Origin of the sequence: Xenorhabdus yunnanensis, from assembly GCF_028598805.1 — a bacterium.
Lineage (GTDB): Bacteria > Pseudomonadota > Gammaproteobacteria > Enterobacterales > Enterobacteriaceae > Xenorhabdus > Xenorhabdus yunnanensis.
The window spans coordinates 20,817-41,162 of the sequence record NZ_JAQRFI010000007.1 but is presented as its reverse complement, the minus strand read 5'-3'; the positions used below and the strand labels follow the sequence as shown (position 1 = coordinate 41,162).

Genomic DNA, 20,346 nt, shown 5'->3' with positions numbered 1-20,346 from the left:
TTTTGGTGCATATCAATGTCATTACCCGCTTTTATTATCACGATCGACACTGAAGGTGATGATCTATGGCAAAATAATGGTCAGATCTCAACAAAAAACACGCATTATCTACCAAGATTTCAGAATCTTTGTGAACGCTTTGGATTTAAACCCGTTTGGCTCACCAACTACGAAATGGTGATGGATGATAGCTACATCGAATTTGCTAAGGATGTGATTGCCAGAAACACCGGTGAGATTGGTATGCATTTGCATGCCTGGAATAGTCCCCCCATTGTTCCTCTCACTGACGATGATATGAATTATAAGCCATATTTGATTGAGTATTCTGAAGATCAAATAAAAGCAAAAATTTCTTTCATTACTAATCTGTTGGAAGAAAAACTCCAGACAAAAATGCTGAGTCATAGGGCTGGGCGTTGGGCATTTAACGAATATTATGCTCAGTTATTGGTAGAATATGGCTATCAGGTAGATTGTTCGGTTACTCCAAAAGTTAATTGGAACTTTACTAAGGGCAATCCTAATGGGAATGGCGGAACAGATTATAGCGATTTTCCTGATTATGCTTATTTTATGGATATGCAGGATATTTCTATAGAAGGCGATTCTCCATTATTGCAAGTGCCGATGAGTATTCAGTATAAACATTCACCGTTTATGAATTTTATTAAGCAAAAATATGATTACTTGCGGGGAAAACAGCGTTCTCCATCGGTTAATTGGTTGCGACCAAAAGGCGGGAATTTGGAGCAGATGAAGACTGTTATCCAGCAAACTTTAGCAAATGGCAGTGACTATGTTGAGTTTATGCTGCATTCATCTGAGTTTATGCCGGGTGGAAGTCCGACTTTCCATAATGAAGAACAGATCGAATTGCTTTATCGAGATTTGGAAGGATTGTTTGAGTTTTTGAAGCCATTGGTGCAGGGGATGACGTTGGCTGAATATTATTTAATTAAATCATAGTCATTAATGATTGAGAGCTTTTGAGATAGCTTATAATTAATTATGTATACTATAAAAATAAAATAACCAAGTTTTTCTATGGTGGATTGTATAATGGTTTTAATAAATAAAATATTATGTAAATTTATAAATAATTTTAAATATAAAATAACTAAAACTATATAGAAACATATGTGATAGTAAAATGAAACATAACATGAGTTTCTGGCCGTATATAAGTATATCAAGAGATATAAATGGCAAGATAGATGATGTCCTTTTTAATAAAAGGAGCGTTGATATTTCTAGCTTTGATTTTTCATCAAGAAAACCATTAATAATTATAGCGTCAGGACCATCTGTTCTAGATATCGATATTGATTTTTTTGATAGTGAAAAATTCGATATATTAGGAGTTAATGGAGCGTATAAATTATCAAAAAGTGTGAATTTCAAATATCATGTTATTATAGATAGAACATTTGTTATGAATAGATTTGACCTTGTGTTAAATATTTTAAATAATTATTCATTGACACTATTAACAACAATGGATTGTTTAAATGAAATATTTCTTAAAGATCATTTTATTGTGATTAAATGTAAGGTTGTAATTATCGAACATATTGATCAGCCAGTTTATGAAAAGGAAAGAGATTTGTTTAATATAATAAGCGATGAATTGGTTGTAAATAAAAATGTTGCTTTTTCACTTAATTTAAACAAAGGGTTTTATGATGGTAGAACAGTAGCCTACGCTGCTTTGCAAATAGCCTTTTTCTTAAATTATAAAGAAGTATATTTTGCTGGATTAGACATGAACAACTTTGATAAGCCTAGATTTTATGAGAACCCAGATGATATTCTTAATACTGAACTAGATGAAAATTTAAAAAATATAATAATCCCTTGCTTTGATTTATCAGAAGAACTGGCTAAGAAACATGGAATTATGATTTATAATTTATCAATGTTTAGTACAATAAATTCATTTAAGAAAATTGAATTTAACTCGATCTTATAATATATTCCTATAATGATTTTTTATTATTTTTATTAATATCGAGTGATGTTTAATATCATTATTTAGGCGGATTAGATTAATAAGTGAAACTTTTCAGAAAGGTGGTCAGCTGCTATAGTAAGCACCTTTCTCGCCAAAGGAAAATGTGCTATGACTTATACACAACTGACTTAAACAGAAAGATACCCGATTTTCAATTAAAAAGGCTAGTTTTTTACTACGTACTCGCCTACCCCGAGAGTAATGGTATTGCATTTATTATGCGAAACTGCGTTAAATATAGTATTAATTATCTTAATGTTAAGAAGAGTTAACTTTATGGGATGGAGTATGATGAAAATAAAAGCACTTTTTTCAGGATGGAAAAATTGCGATTTCGAACAGTATAAAGAAGTTTACGCCCTTCTCGGTGGGGGTGTATCAACACATCCCAATATTGTATCTTTTTTGGATAAACATCTTGATGGGCAATTTTATTTTTATATAAAAAAAACAGAATCTGGAATTAAAGGTGCTTGTTTTTCTTACCAAAACAAAAAGTTAATTGAAGAGATACAAACTAAATATCCACTATCCTATGATGAAATTATTTTCCCTATTGCAACCGATGCTAAGCTGTTTTTACCAGTAAAATCAAAGAGATTATCACCTATTTATGAAATAAATTTTATCAATGCTAGCTATAGGTCTCTTTTTAGTAAGCGCCAAATCTGCCTAATCAAAGACAGTTTTTCTTACAAAACCCGTCGTAATCGCAGCAATGAGATCAATAAATTCAAGCGTGCAGGAGGAGAAATCCGTCCTTCAAGTGAGTTTCGTGCAGAAGAGTTGGTGGATATTTATATCGATCTATATCAAAAGCGTTGGAAACACAGTCATTCTGAAGAGCAAAAAAAGTATCTCCTTGAAATATATACTGAACTACGTGAGCATATATTTGGCAATGTGTTACTGATTAACGGCAAACCTTGTGCTTACGATTTTGTTCTGTGGGCTGATAGCCCCAAATGGATTTCCTTTGATGCCATTAATGGTGGTTATGATCCTGAATATGCTCATCTCAGCGTTGGTAGTGTCTTGATGTGGGTGAATATCCAAGAAGGAAAAGCATTGTGTCAGCAGGGAGATAAAACTATGCGTTACTCCTTGGGTAATCCTACGTTTGAATACAAAAATCGTTGGTGTGAAACATTACCGCTAGGCAAAGTGCTTTTTTAATATGTTTCTCAAGAGCAACATAACCTCTGAAGATGTAATACCTTGCATTGTATTATCCACCGATTTCAGAGGATGCTGTTCTTTCCCATATCCACCGATCAATCCCGGATCAGTCGGCCCAAATAACGTGATATTGGGTCGATCAAGTGCCGCCGTAAGATGGCTCAATCCCGTATCAACTGAAACCACCGCTTTTGCCTCTGCGAGAACGTGTGCGACTTTAGCGAGCGTCAGTTTCGGTAGAACATCAACATGAGAAAACCCTGCTGCTAGCCTTAATGCTCGCTGATGTTCATGCTCTACGCCCCAAGGTAATTTAATGCGCATGCCAGTTGCTTGGATATCTGCAATAAGCTGCCGCCAATGATATTCAGGCCAATGTTTTTCATCACGCGTTGTTGCGTGGAGAAAAACAAGATAGTTACTTTGGCTATCAGTTTGCTGATTCAAAAAATGACGGGCGATGGCGTAATCACCTTGCTCTGAAGGTTTTTTATAGCCCAAACTATCAGCAAATAAATCCCGAATACGTTCAACCGCATGCTGTTGCTTACTGACAGCATGACAATAATCGTAGAAAAGACTGGCGATAGGTTCGCGGATGCTTTTTCTGTCGTAACCATGTTTTGGGCCTTGTGCCAACCGAGTTACCAAAAAAGCACTTTTTAACAGGCCTTGCGCATCAATGATTGCGTCATATTGGCATTGTTGTAGTTGTTGCCTGAATCGCGCTCTTTCTTCACGAATATCTTTCCTAAACCAATTTTTTCGCCAGCGTCGAATAGCCACGGGAATCACATTTTCGACAGCACTGTGCCAAGTTGGAATCTGGGCAAATCCTTCTTCTACCACCCAATCAAATTGAATGTCAGGAAATTGCTTTCTTGCATCAGTTAATGCCGGCAGAGTATGTAACACATCTCCCATTGAAGATGTTTTTACCAGTAAAACACGCATTAATTCTGGTTCTCCGCCTGTAGCAGTTTCTCTAATGCAGATAAAACCATTGCAGGTTGAATATCGATAAGACTTTGGTGATAGCCTTCATCGCTGTCGCCTTTTCTGATTTTATGGTAGCCCGTAATCAGACGAATCACTTCAGCTTTATTTGATAAAGGTGGAGTGAAATCCGGGCTACTTGGCCCATATAAGGCCACCAGAGGACGATTTAAAGCGGCTGTTACATGCATCAAACCTGAATCGTTTGTGACGATGGCATCACAGGCTGCAATGATATTTACCGCCTGCTCCAGTGAGGTTTTTCCTGCCAAATTGAGACAATCTTCGCAGGCATCCTCGCTTAAAAGTGCGCGAATATCTTCACCTGCTTGATGATCTTTGTCGGAACCAAACAGTAATATCTGATAGCCTTTTTCGGTGATTAATTGTTCAGCAAGGGCTGCATAGTGATAATGTGGCCAGCGTTTGGCCGGGCCGAACTCGGCACCTGGGCAGAAGCCAATAATCGGACGATGATCGGCAATATTGAAGGCTGAGGTTGATTCTGCAATGTCTTCATCATTGACACTTAATCGCGGCCACAACAGCGGTTGTGGAAGGTCATCAGCACTGTTCATGTTTTTCCCTTCATATGCGAGAGCCACATAGCGCTGAACCATGAGCGGAAAAGCACTCTTATTTAGGGTTCGGATATCATTCAGCAGTCCATAACGCATTTCACCGCGCCAGCCTGTACGCAGCGGGATATTGGCGAAGAAAGCTACCAGTGCAGATTTGAATGAATTGGGCAATACATAGGCACGATCGTATTTATTTTCACGCAATGCGAGTCCGAGGCGTCGGCGCTCTCCCAAGGCAAGGGCAGCATGACCAAGCGGCATAGCCAATGCCTGATTCACTTCTGGCATTTTTGCCAGTAATGGACGGCACCATGCCGGTGCCATCACATCAATTTCTGCATTGGGGTACAAAGCTTTCAAAATACGGTAGAGGCTTTGTGACATCATCATGTCACCTACCCATGATGGGCCGATCACCAATATCTTCATAGAAGTCGATTAATTATCCTGATTTAGCCATTGCATATATTCAGCGACACCTTCGGCAACCGTCTTGAACGGTTTTTCATAGCCAGCAGCGCGAAGTTTTGTCAGATCTGCTTGAGTAAAGCTCTGATAACGACCTTTTAATTTTTCTGGAAAATCGATGTATTCCACAACCGGGTATTTTTCTTTATGGAATTCAGTTACAGCGTCTGCAACCGCCTGAAAAGATTCAGCGCGGCCTGTTCCACAGTTAAAGATGCCGGAAACACTATTTTTCCAGAACCACAGATTGACCGCAGCAACATCACCGACATAGATGAAATCGCGGCGGAAGTGCTCACTACCGGCAAATAACTTCGGATTCTGTCCTTGATGGATCTGATTATTTAAATGATAGGCGACACTTGCCATGCTGCCTTTATGCCCTTCGCGCGGCCCGTACACATTGAAATAGCGGAAACCACAAATTTGAGAATCTGTGTGGGGCAAAATATCACGAACATATTGGTCAAACAGGAATTTGGAGTAACCATAAACATTGAGAGGTTTTTCATACTGACGCTCTTCAATGAAATTGTCACTACGACCACCATAAGTCGCAGCAGAGGAGGCATACAGGAAGGGGATTTGACGATCGAGGCAATAATGCAGCACATCTTTGGAATATTGATAATTATTATCCATCATATACTTACCATCCCACTCTGTTGTGGATGAGCAAGCACCTTCATGGAAAATGGCATCAATGTCACCTAAATCATCACCCGCAACGATGCTGGCAATGAAGTCTTCCTTATCTATATAATCGGTGATATCCAAATCAACTAAATTGACGAACTTTGTGCCGTCTTTCAGGTTATCAACAACCAGAATATCCTTATAGCCTTCGTCATTCAGTGCCTTGACAATATTGCTGCCGATAAACCCTGCGCCACCAGTGACAATAATCATTTGGCTCACCTCTAAATAGTCTGTTTATTTTGCACCCAGATTCTTCCAAATTGCAGCCTTCTTACTGTAACTTGATATCTATTGGGTAGATCTTTGCTGCGTATAATAGCACTTAACCCTACTGACGACAGCAGCTTAAGCAGGCGAATACCCTGAAATTTTGCCGCATGCCAGACTCTGAGCCGTGATCAGCTTTACAAAGTTGATATTGTTTTTCTCGTTGTGTCGTCACTGGCAGGATCTATCAGTAAAATACATCACGTCTTTCACTTAATTAGGTACTCAGGAGAGAAAAATGTCAGCGTCTTTTTACCAGAAAATTAATGATCAGTTGGAGCAAACCCGTTCGGAAGGGCTATTCAAAAGTGAGCGTATTATCACTTCTGCCCAGAATGCCAATATTGCTGTTGCCGAGGGTAACCAAGTCATTAATTTTTGTGCCAATAACTACTTAGGTTTGGCCAATCACCCTGACCTGATCGCAGCCGCAAAGGCAGGAATGGATAGCCACGGTTTCGGTATGGCATCCGTTCGCTTTATTTGTGGTACACAAGACTCCCATAAAGAATTAGAAAATAAGATTGCTGAATTTTTGGGTATGGAAGATGCCATTCTGTACTCCTCTTGCTTTGATGCAAACGGCGGTCTGTTTGAAACACTGTTTGGGCCAGAAGATGCCATTATCTCTGATGCCTTGAACCATGCTTCCATCATTGATGGCGTCCGTTTATGCAAAGCAAAACGTTACCGCTATGCCAATAATGACATGCAAGAATTAAGAGCACAGCTGGAAAAGGCAAAAGCCGAAGGTGCACAAAATATCTTGATCGCAACTGACGGGGTATTTTCAATGGATGGTGTCATTGCTGACCTGAAATCCATCTGTGATTTGGCGGATGAATTTGGTGCGCTGGTCATGGTTGATGATTCACATGCGGTTGGCTTTGTTGGCAAACAGGGACGTGGTACGCATGAACATTGTGATGTCATGGGACGTGTTGACATTATCACCGGCACGCTCGGGAAAGCTTTGGGCGGCGCATCCGGTGGTTATACCGCCGCGCGTAAAGAAGTTGTTGAATGGCTGCGCCAGCGTTCACGCCCATATCTGTTCTCCAACTCACTGGCTCCAGCCATTGTCGCTGCATCGATCAAGGTGTTGGACATGCTGGAAAATGGAGACGATCTGCGTGAGCGTCTCTGGAAAAATGCGAACTTGTTCCGTGAAAAAATGACTGCAGCAGGTTTCACGCTGGCAGGCGCTGATCATGCCATCATCCCTGTTATGTTGGGGGATGCGAAACTGGCACAGGAATTCGCCGCAGAACTACTGAAAGAAGGCATTTATGTAATTGGGTTCTTCTATCCGGTTGTTCCTAAAGGTCAGGCACGTATCCGAACCCAGATTTCAGCCGCTCATACTGAAGAACAAATTGAACATGTGGTAGCTGCATTTACACGCATTGGCAAGCAATTGAACGTCATTGCCTAGGGTATCATTATGAAAGCATTATCTAAATTAAAGCCAGAAGAAGGTATCTGGATGACGGATGTGCCCACGCCAGAACTTGGGCACAATGATGTGATGATTAAAATCCGTAAAACTGCCATTTGTGGGACGGATGTTCACATCTATAACTGGGATGATTGGTCTCAAAAAACTATCCCTGTTCCAATGGTGGTAGGGCACGAATATGTTGGTGAAATCGTTGCGATCGGTCAGGAAGTAAAAGGATTCAAGATTGGCGATCGCGTGTCCGGTGAAGGCCATATCACCTGTGGTCACTGCCGTAACTGCCGTGGCGGGCGTACTCATTTATGTCGCAATACCACGGGTGTTGGTGTGAACCGTGAAGGCGCTTTTGCTGAATATCTGGTTATTCCTGCATTTAATGCCTTTAAAATTCCGGACAATATACCAGATGAGCTGGCCGCTATTTTTGACCCATTCGGCAATGCAGTACACACTGCACTGTCTTTTGATCTGGTGGGGGAAGATGTTTTGGTATCAGGCGCTGGCCCTATCGGGATTATGGCGGCAGCGGTGTGTAAGCATGTTGGTGCTCGTCATGTTGTGATTACAGATGTGAACGAATATCGTCTTGAGCTGGCTCGCAAAATAGGTGTTACCCGCGCGGTTAATGTCAGCAAAGAAAACCTGACTGACGTCATGGCAGAATTGGGAATGACAGAAGGCTTTGATGTCGGTTTAGAGATGTCAGGAGCACCACCCGCATTTCGCACTTTGCTTAATACTATGAATCACGGTGGACGTATTGCTCTGTTGGGAATTCCTCCATCAGATATGGCGATAGATTGGAATCAAGTTATCTTTAAGGGATTATTCATCAAGGGTATCTACGGGCGTGAGATGTTCGAAACTTGGTACAAGATGGCGGCTTTGATCCAATCCGGCCTGGATTTGTCCCCGATTATCACTCACCAATTCTCGATTGATGATTACCAGAAAGGCTTTGATATCATGCGATCAGGGCAATCTGGCAAAGTAATCTTAAATTGGGATTAAAAATTAGCACAGGCGTCTTTGGTTTTTTTGGCGCCTGTTTGCCCGTCTTTTTGTTGCGACTTTGTTTTACCTGCCGTTTTGTTTTCCGTTGTTTGCTTTACTTCTGGCTTGCCTGAATCATTTTGTGTTTCTTGTGTCCGGTGATGACCCAACAGTTTTTGCAAATGTCGATTTAAAGTATTAACGATGACATTGTTAGGTAATGCCTTTCCTAACATCTTGAGATAATCCAATGGAGTTGCTGGTACTGGCTTTGATTCACGGGGCTTTATGCAATTATGCACAATTTGATTATCGTTTTTGGTTGTCGGAGCAGAGCTTAACAATATACTGGGTGTTACCAACTCAATATCACCGGGTAATGTAGCAAGTGCTTGCTGTAAGGCACGCATGGTTGTTGGGTGCGGGTGTCCAATGGCAACAGCAGAACCTTGTTTGCGGGCGAGGGTGATTGCGCGGTTAAGTTGATGCCGTGTTTCTGCTTCGGTTTGAATATTATCCAAAAAAATATTGCGGCGGAGCACAGGAACAGAAGTTCCCATCGCCGCTTTGGTAACTTGTGTATTACCGATTGTCACACTGTCCAGAAAATAGAGGTGACGATGGGATAACTCTTGTATTACCTTTTCCATGCTATTGAGATTAGATGTCATTGCACTGCCCATATGATTATTCATACCAACAGCATGGGGAACTTTCTGTATTGCATCTTGAATAATACGGGCAATTTCTTCCCGGCTCATGGCTGGATGGAGTGTGTATTTTTCCAGAGGTTGTTTGCTTAATGGTGCCATTGGCAGATGGATTAAAATCTCCCGTCCCTGCTGATAGGCCTTTTCTGCCATTTTCCTGCCGTATGGGGAATTGGGCAGGATTGCGATAGAAACCGCCACAGGCATTTGGAATATCTTATTTTCTTCTCTAACACGATAGCCAACATCATCAATGACGATGGCTAAACGTGCTGCTTGAACGTTTAAGGTAAACAGCAATGATGTGAAGAATAACAGTACCCAAGATAAAAGAGTGAATGAATTAACCCGTTTTATTAATAGATACCGCATCTTCAGCATTATTATGTTCATCCTATGTTGCTTTGTTCTATTTTCCTAGCCACGGCAAAGGGTTAACAGCCCGACCCTGACGGCGAATTTCAAAATACAGTGAGGGCTGTTGTTGTCCACCACTGCTCCCAACCAGAGCTATTGGTTGGCCTGCTCGAACCTGTTGTCCAACACTGACTAATGTACTCTGGTTGTAACCGTAAATGCTCATATCACCTTTACCATGTTCAACCACGACAACCAGACCATAGCCCTGCAACCAGTCTGCCAGCAATACACGTCCATCTGAGATTGCTCTTACTTCAGTACCTTCTGCCGCAGAGATCACAACCCCTTTCCAGCGCAGTTCACCTTGTATTGCTTCTCCGAAGCTATGGATGACACGACCGCGTACCGGCCAGATTGCTTGCCCGGTAGGGCGTCCAAGACCGCCAGTCCGTGCCATGAGAGCACGTTCTTCTTCTGTTGGTTTATAGCTGGAGGCTTTTTGTTGGGCTTGTTTCTGTTTAGCGGCAACTTGAGCACGAACGCGGGCTGCGTCACGAGCTTCACGTTCAGCACGCGCTTTGGCTTCCCGTTCAGCTTTGGCAATCTTGTCCCTCAATCTGGTTTCATTCTGCCGAAGCTCTGTTAGTCCCTGTTGCTCTTTTTTCAATGAAGATTCCAGTGTCGTTAATGTTTTCTGTCGTGCGGTGCGGACAACTTCCATCTTTTGTTTTTGCTGTTTTTGGCTGGTCAGTATCGCTTTCTGTTCACTTTGTTTTTCTAGTTGCTGTTTTTTTTGTTGATTAAGTTCTTCGGTTGTTTTTTGCAGTTTGGCTATAGTTTCCTGACGTGTCTGATTCAAGTAACTGTAATACGCAAGAATACGCTCTTTGCGCTGATTTTCCTGCCCATTGAGCAATAACTCTAATCCTTGGTGATTTCCTTGCCGAAAGACAGCATCTAATTGGTTGGCAAGTAATTGACGCTGTTCCTTTTGTTGCGTTTGCAGGCGTTTGATATTTGTATTCAGCGATGAAACTTCATTTTCTAGTTTATTCAGACGAGTTTGTGTCGTATGCAGCGAACGTCCCACCTCTGAGATAGTACTTTCTTGTTCTTTTAATTGATTAAGCAGGTCAGTACGTTGTTTTTGCTGCTGTTTTACATTTTTCTCTTTCTCGGCAATATCTTGTTGAATATCTTTGAGCTGATTTTTATTCTCTGAAATCTGATTTGCGAAAGTACTCGTAATAAAGCTGAAAAAGGTGAACAACAAGGCACAGAGTAGCTGTAACGCTCTGATTTTATTTTGCCGTTTATATTGTTTCTGCCGATTCTTACGACTCTTTAGAACCTTATTTTCAGCCATCTTAATTGAGTACCTTGCTGCTATATAGCGCCTGATTATTTCATGAGGAATTGCCTCTGACCAGAGAACAGCCTGTTTTTTATCATTAATATAAGTTTTAGTTAATTTAGTTCATTTATTGTCGAAAATCTTGCCTTGGCCCAGTGTTACATGAAATATTTTAATCATGCATTACAATCAAGTTGTTCTCGGTGTATTTTTTAATTTTTCTCGAAACTCTCCGCAAAATCTGCATAGGATTGGTGCTAATTGGCTGTAATTGACGCAACACACAGGTATACTCTGCTACCTTAGATATTTGTTATTAACTAACGGGAGTTGTTGCCCCCCATGCTGCAAGAAATCATGCAATTTATTAGCCGGAACACGATCCTGAGCCTTGTCTGGGTTGCATTGCTGGTGGCTGTCATTGTCATGACGGTAAAAGGTGTGTTCTCCAAGAGTAAAGAGATCACCCGTGCTCAGGCTATCCATTTAATCAACAAGGAAGAAGCTATCGTTGTGGATTTACGTTCCCGTGACGATTTCCGCAGAGGGCATATCATAGGTTCCGTTAACCTGACGCCATCTGAGATTAAAGACAATAATCTAGGTGAGTTGGAGAAACATAAAAAACAGCCCGTCCTCGTAGTTTCAGTCAATGGGCTGGAATCCAGAACACCGGCGGAGAATTTGGTTCGTTTTGGCTTCGAGCAGGTTTATTCTCTGAAAGAAGGGATTGCTGGTTGGGCGGGTGAAAATCTGCCATTAGCTCGTGGCAAGAAATAACGAACTTAGATGCAAGTAATATGCTTGTACAATTGAAAGGTTTAATAAGGACATCTGAAAAAGGTAAACATTATTATGTCAGAACAAAATAACACAGAAATGGCTTTCCAGATCCAGCGTATTTACATGAAAGATGTTTCTTTCGAAGCACCAAAAGCACCGCAGATTTTCCAGCAGGAATGGCAACCGGAAGTCAAATTGGATCTGGACACTGCTTCCAGTGAATTGGTTCAGGGAGTTTATGAAGTTGTTCTGCGCGTTACTGTTACGGCGGCACTGGGAGAAGAAACTGCGTTCCTGTGCGAAGTTCAGCAAGCAGGTATTTTCTCCATTGATGGCATTGAAGGAACACAACTGGCACACTGCTTAGGCGCCTATTGCCCGAACATTCTGTTCCCATATGCCCGTGAATGCATCACCAGCTTGGTAGGCCGTGGTACTTTCCCACAACTGAATTTGGCTCCAGTTAACTTTGATGCACTGTTCATGAACTATCTGCAACAGCAGGCTGACACACAGCCTAATGAGGCTGAACAGGAAGCCTAATGAATACTGCTTCTATGACAGTGATCGGTGCCGGCTCATACGGCACCGCTTTAGCCATTACTTTGGCCCGTAATGGACATGAAGTTGTGCTTTGGGGGCATAACCCTGAGCACATTAATGCCTTGCAACAAGCGCGTAGTAATCAGACATTTTTATCGGATGTTTCTTTTCCTGATAGTTTACTGCTTGAGGCTGATCTGAAAAGTGCCGTTTCAGCCAGTCGCAATATCCTGATAGTGGTTCCCAGCCATGTTTTCGGAGATGTCTTGCAACAGATAAAGCCACATTTACAACATGAGAGCCGTATTGTTTGGGCCACCAAGGGGCTTGAGGCTGAAACTGGACGCTTATTACAAGATGTAGCCCGTGAGATATTAGGTAATGAAATCCCCTTGGCGGTAGTTTCTGGCCCGACATTCGCAAAAGAGCTGGCAGCTGGTTTACCAACAGCAATAGCGGTCTCCGCCACAACACCTGAATTTGGTGAAGAGCTTCAACAGCTTTTCCATTGTGGCAAAAGTTTCCGGGTATACAAGAACCCAGATTTCATCGGAGTGCAGCTCGGCGGAGCAATAAAAAATGTTATTGCAATTGGTGCAGGGATCTCTGATGGTATGGGATTCGGGGCGAATGCCCGCACGGCGTTGATTACCCGGGGATTGGCAGAGATGAGCCGTCTCGGCGTGGCATTAGGGGCTGATCCTTCCACATTTATGGGAATGGCAGGGTTAGGGGATTTAGTTCTGACCTGTACAGATAACCAATCCCGTAACCGTCGTTTTGGCATGATGCTGGGAAAAGGTATTGATGTTGATGAAGCGCAGCGCGAAATCGGGCAAGTTGTTGAAGGATATCGTAATACCAAAGAAGTTCGAGCTTTGGCGGAACGAGTGGGTGTCGAAATGCCTATTACAGAGCAGATCTACCAGATACTGTACTGCAATAAAAATGTGATTGAAGCCGCTCAAGCATTATTGGGAAGAGCTACCAGAGATGAGGGAGAGGGCTCTCACTCTTAAGTAAAATTGGAACACTGATATGTCGCGAGCAGAACTGAACGAAGTCTGGAAAAATATAAAAAACGAGGCGAGGGTTCTGGCTGACTGTGAACCCATGCTAGCCAGTTTTTTTCACGCGACACTACTCAAGCATGAAAATCTTGGTAGTGCCCTGAGTTATATGCTGGCAAATAAGCTGGCAACACCGATTATGCCTCCTATTGAAGTCAGAGAAGTCGTTGAAAGTGCGTATCGCAGTGATCCCAAGATGATTGAATCGGCAGCACGTGATATCAAGGCTGTTCGATTGCGCGATCCGGCTGTAGATAAATATTCGACACCATTACTCTACCTTAAGGGTTTCCATGCCCTACAGGCCTACCGTATTGCACATTGGTTATGGAAACAAGATCGTAAAGCACTGGCAATTTATACGCAAAACCAGATCTCGGTTGCGTTTGGTGTTGATATCCATCCTGCCGCGAAAATTGGCTGTGGCATTATGCTCGACCACGCAACTGGTATTGTGATTGGTGAAACCGCGATTGTTGAAAATGATGTTTCCATTCTGCAATCCGTAACGCTTGGTGGTACGGGCAAAACGGGAGGCGATCGTCATCCGAAAGTACGTGAAGGGGTGATGATTGGCGCGGGTTCCAAAATCCTCGGTAATATAGAGATTGGTCGTGGCGCAAAAATTGGTGCGGGCTCGGTTGTATTAAGATCAGTTCCACCTCATACCACAGTGGCAGGCGTACCAGCCAGGATTGTCGGAAAACCAGAAAGTGACAAGCCATCGCTGGATATGAACCAGCATTTTAATGGCATCAATAATGGCTTTGAGAATGGGGATGGGATTTGAAATTCAGTTCCTTTTCTTGTAGTCAATAAAATAAATAGAACATTCAGCGCGGGTTAGGCGCTGAATGTTACATATTAATCCCGCAATAACGCACCCGGATAACCCAGTTGCCGCCATGCTTCAAACACGACCACCGAAACAGAATTGGACAAATTCATGCTACGGCTATCTGGCAGCATGGGAATTTTGATTTTTTGTTCAGGTGGCATGTTATCTAACACATAAGATGGCAAACCACGGGTTTCCGGACCAAACATCAGATAATCACCATCACGATAACTCACATTACTGTGCGCCGGAGTGCCTTTTGTGGTTAAGGCAAACAGACGTGCTCCAGAAGGGGATTGTGAATTGACAGAACTCAGTCCTTCACTTTCTAGGAACGCGTTGTAATCGTGATGTTGTTTGATATTGGCAAACTCGTGGTAATCTAACCCTGCACGACGCAGGCGTTTGTCATCCCAGGTGAAACCTAATGGTTGAATGAGATGAAGCTGACAGCCTGTGTTGGCGCAGAGGCGGATAATATTGCCTGTATTAGGCGGGATTTCTGGTTCGAATAGGACGATGTTTAGCATAGTATTCTAGCAATTATTCGGAATAGTAGCTCATAGATAATATTGTTTATACCATTGAATAAATTGTTTTACACCGTCTGATACATTAGTGGAAGGTTTATAACCAGTTGCCTTAAATAGATCTTCAGTATCAGCCCATGTTGAATAAACATCGCCAAGCTGCATTGGAAGCATATTTTTAATTGCTTTAATACCTAAACTATTTTCTAGAGCAGTAATGTAATCCATTAAATTTACCGGAGAACCATTACCAATATTATATATTTTATAAGGTGCTGAGCTATTTGCTGGATTACCTATCTTAGGTGTCCAAGAATTATCAGAAATAGGTACAACATCAGAAATTCGGACAATACCTTCTACAATATCATCTATATATGTGAAATCACGGCTTAGTTGACCATTGTTATACACATCTATAGGCGCATGGTTTAGTATTGCTTTTGTAAATTTGAACAGAGCCATATCTGGTCTTCCCCATGGACCATAGACTGTAAAAAATCTAAGACCTGTAGTAGGAATTCCATATAAGTGGGAATAGCTGTGAGCCATTAGCTCGTTAGCTTTCTTTGTAGCGGCATATAGTGAAATTGGATGATCTACGGAGTCAGAGGTTGAGAATGGAAGTTGATCATTTAAGCCGTAAACAGAACTTGATGATGCGTATACTAAATGATTAATATTATTATGACGACAACCTTCAAGGATAGTTAAAAATCCAGATAGATTGCTATCAGAATAAGAGTAAGGATTAATTAGAGAGTATCGTACACCAGCTTGAGCTGCCAAATGAATTACACGATCAAATTTGTTATTTTTAAATAACTCTTCAATTGAATTCCTATCATAAACATCCATGAATATGAATCTGAAATTCTTAAGATTAGACAAAGCCTCTAATCTTGATTTTTTTAAAGAGACGTCATAATAATCATTGATATTGTCAATTCCAATAACATGGTTACCATTTTTTATTAATTTTTTTATTAAATGAAAACCAATGAATCCTGCTGCACCTGTGACTAAATATTTCATAATAATTCAACTGTTATAGTTTATATAAATCAATCATTTCCAAAAAGATCACGTGAATATACTTTTGATTTTACGTCTTTTAAGTCTACAGACATACGATTTGAAATAATAACGTCAGATATAGTTTTAAATTCATTTAAATCACGAATTAGTCTGGAATTGAAGAAGTTTTCTTCTTTCATCTCAGGTTCAAAAATTACCACCTCAATACCTTTGGCTTTGATTCGTTTCATTATTCCTTGAATTGAGGAAGCTCTGAAATTATCCGAGCCTGATTTCATAATAAGACGATAAACACCAACTATTTTGGGATTTTTACTGATGATCAAGTCGGCAATAAAGTCTTTACGCGTTCGATTAGCTTCTACAATTGCACCAATAATATTATTTGGTACTTCCTGATAATTAGCCAATAACTGTTTTGTATCTTTTGGAAGGCAATAACCACCATAACCAAAAGATGGATTATTGTAATGGTTACCAATACGTGGATCTAAGCATACACCTTCAATAATTTGGCGTGAATCTAGTCCTTTAGCTTCAGCATAGCTATCTAGTTCATTAAAATAAGCTACACGCATAGCAAGATAGGTATTAGCGAAGAGTTTAATAGCTTCGGCTTCAGTGGAGTCGGTAAAAAGAACAGGAATATCCTGTTTGATTGCACCTTCTATAAGAAGGTTAGCAAATACTTTTGCTCTTTCTGAGCGTTCACCGACGACAATTCTGGATGGATATAGATTATCGTAAAGAGCACGGCCTTCACGTAAGAATTCGGGAGAAAAAATAATATTGTCAGTTTGATATTTTTCTCGCATTTGTTTGGTAAAACCAACTGGAATGGTTGATTTTATTACCATTGTTGCTGAAGGGTTGTATTCTAGGACATCTTCAATAACAGATTCTACTGATTTTGTGTTGAAATAATTGGTGTTTGGATCATAATCTGTTGGGGTGGAAATGATTACAAAATTAGATTTCTCATATGCTTCTTTCTTATCTAGAGTTGCTTCGAAATTAAGATACTTTTCTTTAATAAAAAAATCCATTTCTAGATCTTTTATAAAAATTTTTTTTTCTTTAATGAAATTTATTTTTTCTTTATCAACATCTAAGGCAACCACTAGATTATTTTGAGATAAAAGTATCCCATTGGACAAACCAACATATCCTATACCAACTATAGTAATTTTATACATTTTTGATTTTCTCAGTATTAAAATAGCCTATTTCTGTTAATTTTCTTTTTATTTTATTCATATTATATGAATATCCTGCACCATGCAGACTATAGCTATAATATAAATAGTCTAGATATTCTTTTCTTGCTTTCTTAGTATGTGGAGTTTCTTTATTTATTAATATAGAATATATGGTTTTTTCTAAGTTAACTAGGTTGGATTTTATAGCTATATCCTCCTTGTCATAGATGGAATTACCAAGTAAAATCAATGGGCAATCAGTTTTAATAATATCTATGGCCGCACTAGAGTTTATTGTTATTGATAATTTTGATTTTTCAGCTAATTCGTGTACTCCACCTAAAACCATCTGACTATTACAACCTAAAATATAATTTTTATTATCATTAGGATGTTTTTTAAATAGAATGCTTATATTAGGATTAACGTTACGAACACATTTCTCTATTTCTTTTATGAGGAGTTGATTTGATTTGATATTACTATGTATTAATATTTGTGTGTCTTCCTCTAGTTGGAGAGGAACAAATATATAGTTAACAGGTAACTCTATTATAGATGTTCTGTCATGATAGGAGCCATTTTTAAATTGATTAATATGTCTCTTTATGTATTTCCTTATACTGAAACTATTATGTTGATATTTTAATAGAGTTGATGAACTAAATGTTTTTTCTATTTTTAGAAGTAGTAAAAAAATAAAAAAATGATATTTTGATTTTATTGAATTATGGTGATGTGCTATCGAAGTATTATGTGAATTATTAGATGAAGATATATAAGGTGAAAAAGAGAACTTCTTAATTTTAATTAAAGATGAAAATGCATTTACTCCTTTAGGATCTAAAATAGTTGTATTAGGTCTAAATAATCCCTGTTCAGTTACAATATAAGTTATATTTAATATCTTACATATTTTTATAGTAAGAGCGTGATGCCATCTTAGATCATTATGAAGTAATACTAATTTAATATTGTGTTTTATTATAAAATTTCTAATAAAAGAAACAAATTGACTCATATATTCAATTTCATTTAAATTTAATTCTCTTTTTTCTTGATATTCTATTTTTGCTTTATAAATAGAGGGGGTGTTTAGGACAATAATTTTATCTTCATTCGACGGTATAATATTTTTTATTTCTTTATTTATATAATGGCAATCAAATTCGTCTAAATAATGGCTTATTGCAAATGAGGATAGTAATGCTATTTTTTTTCCGCAGTATAAAGAAGCTATTTTACTATGTAAGTTTGAATACATAGGATCTAAAGTTAGTATATTATGTGTTTTTTTCATTGAATACCTTTATGTACTTCTTTTGCATTTCTTTTTGGGAAAAATCTTGATCTGCTAAATCAACTCTTGTTACTTTGATTCTCTGTTTCTGAGATAATTTTGATGAAAAAACCAGTTTTGAATTTAAACTTTCTACAGAACACACTGAAAATAAAGTCACATTATACTTTTCAAATTCTCTATTTGCATCTATATCTGAAGCTATACAATAACAATTTGATAGTATAGCTTCCATTAGAGCTATTGATTTACCTTCTACGAGTGATGGTAATACAAATATATCACCTGGATGGATAATGGAAAAAGGATTTTCTATCTCTCCCCAAAATTTACAGTTAATATTTCTTTCAATAGATAGATGATTTAATTTTTCTTTTTCATCACCATTACCAACTATATTTAGTCTACAATGACTAGGTAAATTGTAGAATGCTTTTATTAACAAACCTACCTGCTTAGCTTTTACTAGTCTTCCTACATACCAGAAGTTAAGTATTTTATTGTCTGCATTTTTATTTTTTCCATATATGGGAGTAATACAGCCATTATCTATATGGAATGATTTTATATTCCTTTTTTTTAATCCTTCAGAGGCTGATAGAGAGGTTGTAATTACTTTTTCATTTCTTAATAGAAAATCATATATAAAATTGAATAGCCATTTAGGGAGTATCTTCCAATTACTTCTGTTATTTATTGAATAATCATTATGTACTAAGAAAAATACCTTAATTGTAGGGGCATATTTTCTTATTATTTTCCCATAAATATAAGGAAATATCCCATCTGCAAGGATCACATCTGTATTTCTTATTTCATTTAATATTTTACTCAAGAATAAAATATTAAATAGCATCCTATAACGAGATAGCTTTAGATTTTTTATAGATAGATCGTATAATTGATTTTTTTTTCCTCGTAAAGATAATATATTCCATTTGTTATTTCCTTTTGATAATAAGTAGTGGACATAATTAGAGCCACAATGTATGTTATTAGCTATTAGTGAGGTTATTTTCATATTGTCTTTTTTGTGAAATTAATATTATCAATGTTATAGAAATCCAAAAAATAGAGTGCTCGAAATTTAGTTTTGTTATTAGTAAAGCTAAAATAGGAAGGAAGTAATAAATCTTTCTTTTTAAGTTTAGAAAAATAAATATAAATAAAATTAGAGAGAGTATTAATGAAACTGAAAAGCTATATAATATAAAACCTATATCTGCTATTGTAGCATATTCTCTATTCATCTCATTAAGATTATAATTGTATATTTTATCTTCAATCAGGAAATATCCTTTTCCAATAATTAGATCCCACAAATCTCGGTCCAAAATTAATCTAATAGTCTCTATTCTTAGCTTTAAGGTGTATTGGGCTCTAGATATAAATATATCAATTAGAGAAGGATAAACAATAGCTACTATGCCTATAATACATAGCAATGTTAGTAGGATAAAATTATATATTTTTACTTTTCTAATATATACGTTTTGAATAAGAATAATAGATATTAATACGAATAATATTTTTCCCACAGAAGAGCTGCATATTAATAAGCTTATCATAGATAAAATGAATAAGATGCTTATTTTTTTGCGTATAAGATATAAGGGTATTAATAATGATGAAAGAACTACAGCATATGTAGATGGCTCAACTAATAATCCTGTAGGCCTATATAGCATAATTGAATTGGTAGTATTATGCCACACATTGATGTATCTGCTTTCTTCACCTGTAATAAACTTAACAATATCAATATAATAACCGGTTAAATAAATAACAATAGTTTGTATATAAAAGAATATTAAATGAACATTTAACACTTTGCTGATCACTTTTGCTATGCAATCATGATCTTCCTTTATACGGAAAAGTGATATTGAAATCATAAAATAATTTATTACACTTATAAATTTATTTATGGAATTATTTATTATTGTGTTATCCTTGAAGGAAGTA

At 38.4% G+C, this 20,346-nt stretch carries 19 protein-coding genes; 9 read left to right on the top strand and 10 right to left on the bottom strand.

The window, feature by feature from the left end; all coding sequences use genetic code 11:
• The first annotated feature begins 15 nt into the window (after nt 1-15).
• The 3 genes from PSI23_RS04575 (at nt 16) to PSI23_RS04565 (ending at nt 3,190) form a co-directional block, all read left to right on the top strand.
• A complete protein-coding gene (locus PSI23_RS04575; RefSeq protein ID WP_273553965.1) occupies nt 16-969 on the top strand; it encodes a polysaccharide deacetylase family protein in 954 nt (317 codons plus the stop codon).
• A 196-nt stretch (nt 970-1,165) separates the two neighbouring features.
• A complete protein-coding gene (locus PSI23_RS04570; protein ID WP_273553964.1) occupies nt 1,166-1,972 on the top strand; it encodes a WaaZ-like lipopolysaccharide core biosynthesis protein in 807 nt (268 codons plus the stop codon).
• 330 nt (nt 1,973-2,302) lie between these two features.
• A complete protein-coding gene (locus PSI23_RS04565) occupies nt 2,303-3,190 on the top strand; it encodes a GNAT family N-acetyltransferase (RefSeq protein ID WP_273553963.1) in 888 nt (295 codons plus the stop codon).
• Here the strand turns inward: PSI23_RS04565 and rfaC are convergent.
• The 3 genes from rfaC to rfaD are packed head-to-tail and all read right to left on the bottom strand — an operon-like array spanning nt 3,170 to nt 6,147.
• Nucleotides 3,170-4,147 carry a lipopolysaccharide heptosyltransferase RfaC gene (gene rfaC / locus PSI23_RS04560; RefSeq protein ID WP_273553962.1) on the bottom strand — a complete coding sequence of 326 codons (978 nt, stop codon included), beginning with the start codon at nt 4,145-4,147 and terminating at the stop codon, nt 3,170-3,172. The two genes, PSI23_RS04565 and rfaC, sit on opposite strands and share 21 nt — an antisense overlap.
• Entirely contained in the window at nt 4,147-5,199 is a 1,053-nt protein-coding gene (gene rfaF / locus PSI23_RS04555; protein ID WP_273553961.1) for an ADP-heptose--LPS heptosyltransferase RfaF, read from the bottom strand. Before rfaF ends, rfaC begins: the two co-directional genes overlap by 1 nt.
• A 9-nt stretch (nt 5,200-5,208) precedes the next feature.
• Nucleotides 5,209-6,147, bottom strand: a complete 939-nt coding sequence (gene rfaD, locus PSI23_RS04550) for an ADP-glyceromanno-heptose 6-epimerase (RefSeq protein ID WP_273553960.1) — start codon at nt 6,145-6,147, stop codon at nt 5,209-5,211.
• A gap of 295 nt (nt 6,148-6,442) precedes the next feature.
• On the opposite strand from rfaD, the gene kbl reads away from it, so the two are divergent.
• Together kbl and tdh are read left to right on the top strand one after the other, a co-directional pair.
• Nucleotides 6,443-7,639, top strand: a complete 1,197-nt coding sequence (kbl, locus tag PSI23_RS04545; RefSeq protein WP_273553959.1) for a glycine C-acetyltransferase — start codon at nt 6,443-6,445, stop codon at nt 7,637-7,639.
• 9 nt (nt 7,640-7,648) lie between these two features.
• Nucleotides 7,649-8,674, top strand: a complete 1,026-nt coding sequence (gene tdh, locus PSI23_RS04540; RefSeq protein ID WP_273553958.1) for an L-threonine 3-dehydrogenase — start codon at nt 7,649-7,651, stop codon at nt 8,672-8,674.
• Here tdh and PSI23_RS04535 read toward each other — a convergent pair.
• Both PSI23_RS04535 and envC read right to left on the bottom strand, forming a co-directional pair.
• Nucleotides 8,671-9,747 (bottom strand): divergent polysaccharide deacetylase family protein, encoded by a 1,077-nt coding sequence (locus PSI23_RS04535; RefSeq protein WP_273553957.1) that lies wholly within the window; start codon nt 9,745-9,747, stop codon nt 8,671-8,673. The genes tdh and PSI23_RS04535 overlap by 4 nt on opposite strands.
• Before the next feature lie 28 nt (nt 9,748-9,775).
• A complete protein-coding gene (gene envC / locus PSI23_RS04530) occupies nt 9,776-11,092 on the bottom strand; it encodes a murein hydrolase activator EnvC (RefSeq protein ID WP_273553956.1) in 1,317 nt (438 codons plus the stop codon).
• A gap of 330 nt (nt 11,093-11,422) precedes the next feature.
• Here envC and PSI23_RS04525 point away from each other — a divergent pair, with 330 nt between their 5' ends.
• From PSI23_RS04525 to cysE, 4 genes are all read left to right on the top strand, one after another.
• Complete coding sequence (locus PSI23_RS04525; RefSeq protein WP_273553955.1) at nt 11,423-11,860, top strand: rhodanese-like domain-containing protein; 438 nt, start codon at nt 11,423-11,425, stop codon at nt 11,858-11,860.
• Between the two features lie 75 nt (nt 11,861-11,935).
• Complete coding sequence (gene secB, locus PSI23_RS04520) at nt 11,936-12,406, top strand: protein-export chaperone SecB (protein ID WP_273553954.1); 471 nt, start codon at nt 11,936-11,938, stop codon at nt 12,404-12,406.
• The gene (gene gpsA, locus PSI23_RS04515) at nt 12,406-13,425 is read left to right on the top strand and encodes an NAD(P)H-dependent glycerol-3-phosphate dehydrogenase (protein ID WP_273553953.1); all 1,020 of its coding nucleotides are present in this window, start codon (nt 12,406-12,408) and stop codon (nt 13,423-13,425) included. The genes secB and gpsA overlap by 1 nt, the downstream gene beginning before the upstream one ends.
• Before the next feature lie 19 nt (nt 13,426-13,444).
• A complete protein-coding gene (cysE, locus tag PSI23_RS04510; RefSeq protein WP_273553952.1) occupies nt 13,445-14,266 on the top strand; it encodes a serine O-acetyltransferase in 822 nt (273 codons plus the stop codon).
• Nucleotides 14,267-14,340: 74 nt separating this feature from the next.
• Here cysE and trmL read toward each other — a convergent pair whose 3' ends face one another.
• Genes trmL through PSI23_RS04485 form a run of 5 tightly spaced genes read right to left on the bottom strand, consistent with a single transcriptional unit; the run spans nt 14,341 to nt 19,180 of the window.
• Nucleotides 14,341-14,844, bottom strand: a complete 504-nt coding sequence (trmL, locus tag PSI23_RS04505) for a tRNA (uridine(34)/cytosine(34)/5-carboxymethylaminomethyluridine(34)-2'-O)-methyltransferase TrmL (protein WP_273553951.1) — start codon at nt 14,842-14,844, stop codon at nt 14,341-14,343.
• 30 nt (nt 14,845-14,874) lie between these two features.
• On the bottom strand, nt 14,875-15,879 hold the full coding sequence (locus tag PSI23_RS04500) for an NAD-dependent epimerase (protein WP_273553950.1): 1,005 nt from the start codon (nt 15,877-15,879) through the stop codon (nt 14,875-14,877).
• A gap of 29 nt (nt 15,880-15,908) precedes the next feature.
• Nucleotides 15,909-17,078, bottom strand: a complete 1,170-nt coding sequence (locus PSI23_RS04495) for a nucleotide sugar dehydrogenase (RefSeq protein WP_273553949.1) — start codon at nt 17,076-17,078, stop codon at nt 15,909-15,911.
• Nucleotides 17,071-18,381, bottom strand: a complete 1,311-nt coding sequence (locus PSI23_RS04490) for a capsular polysaccharide export protein, LipB/KpsS family (RefSeq protein ID WP_273553948.1) — start codon at nt 18,379-18,381, stop codon at nt 17,071-17,073. Before PSI23_RS04490 ends, PSI23_RS04495 begins: the two co-directional genes overlap by 8 nt.
• Nucleotides 18,365-19,180 carry a glycosyltransferase family 4 protein gene (locus tag PSI23_RS04485; protein ID WP_273553947.1) on the bottom strand — a complete coding sequence of 272 codons (816 nt, stop codon included), beginning with the start codon at nt 19,178-19,180 and terminating at the stop codon, nt 18,365-18,367. Before PSI23_RS04485 ends, PSI23_RS04490 begins: the two co-directional genes overlap by 17 nt.
• Nucleotides 19,181-20,346: the final 1,166 nt, after the last annotated feature.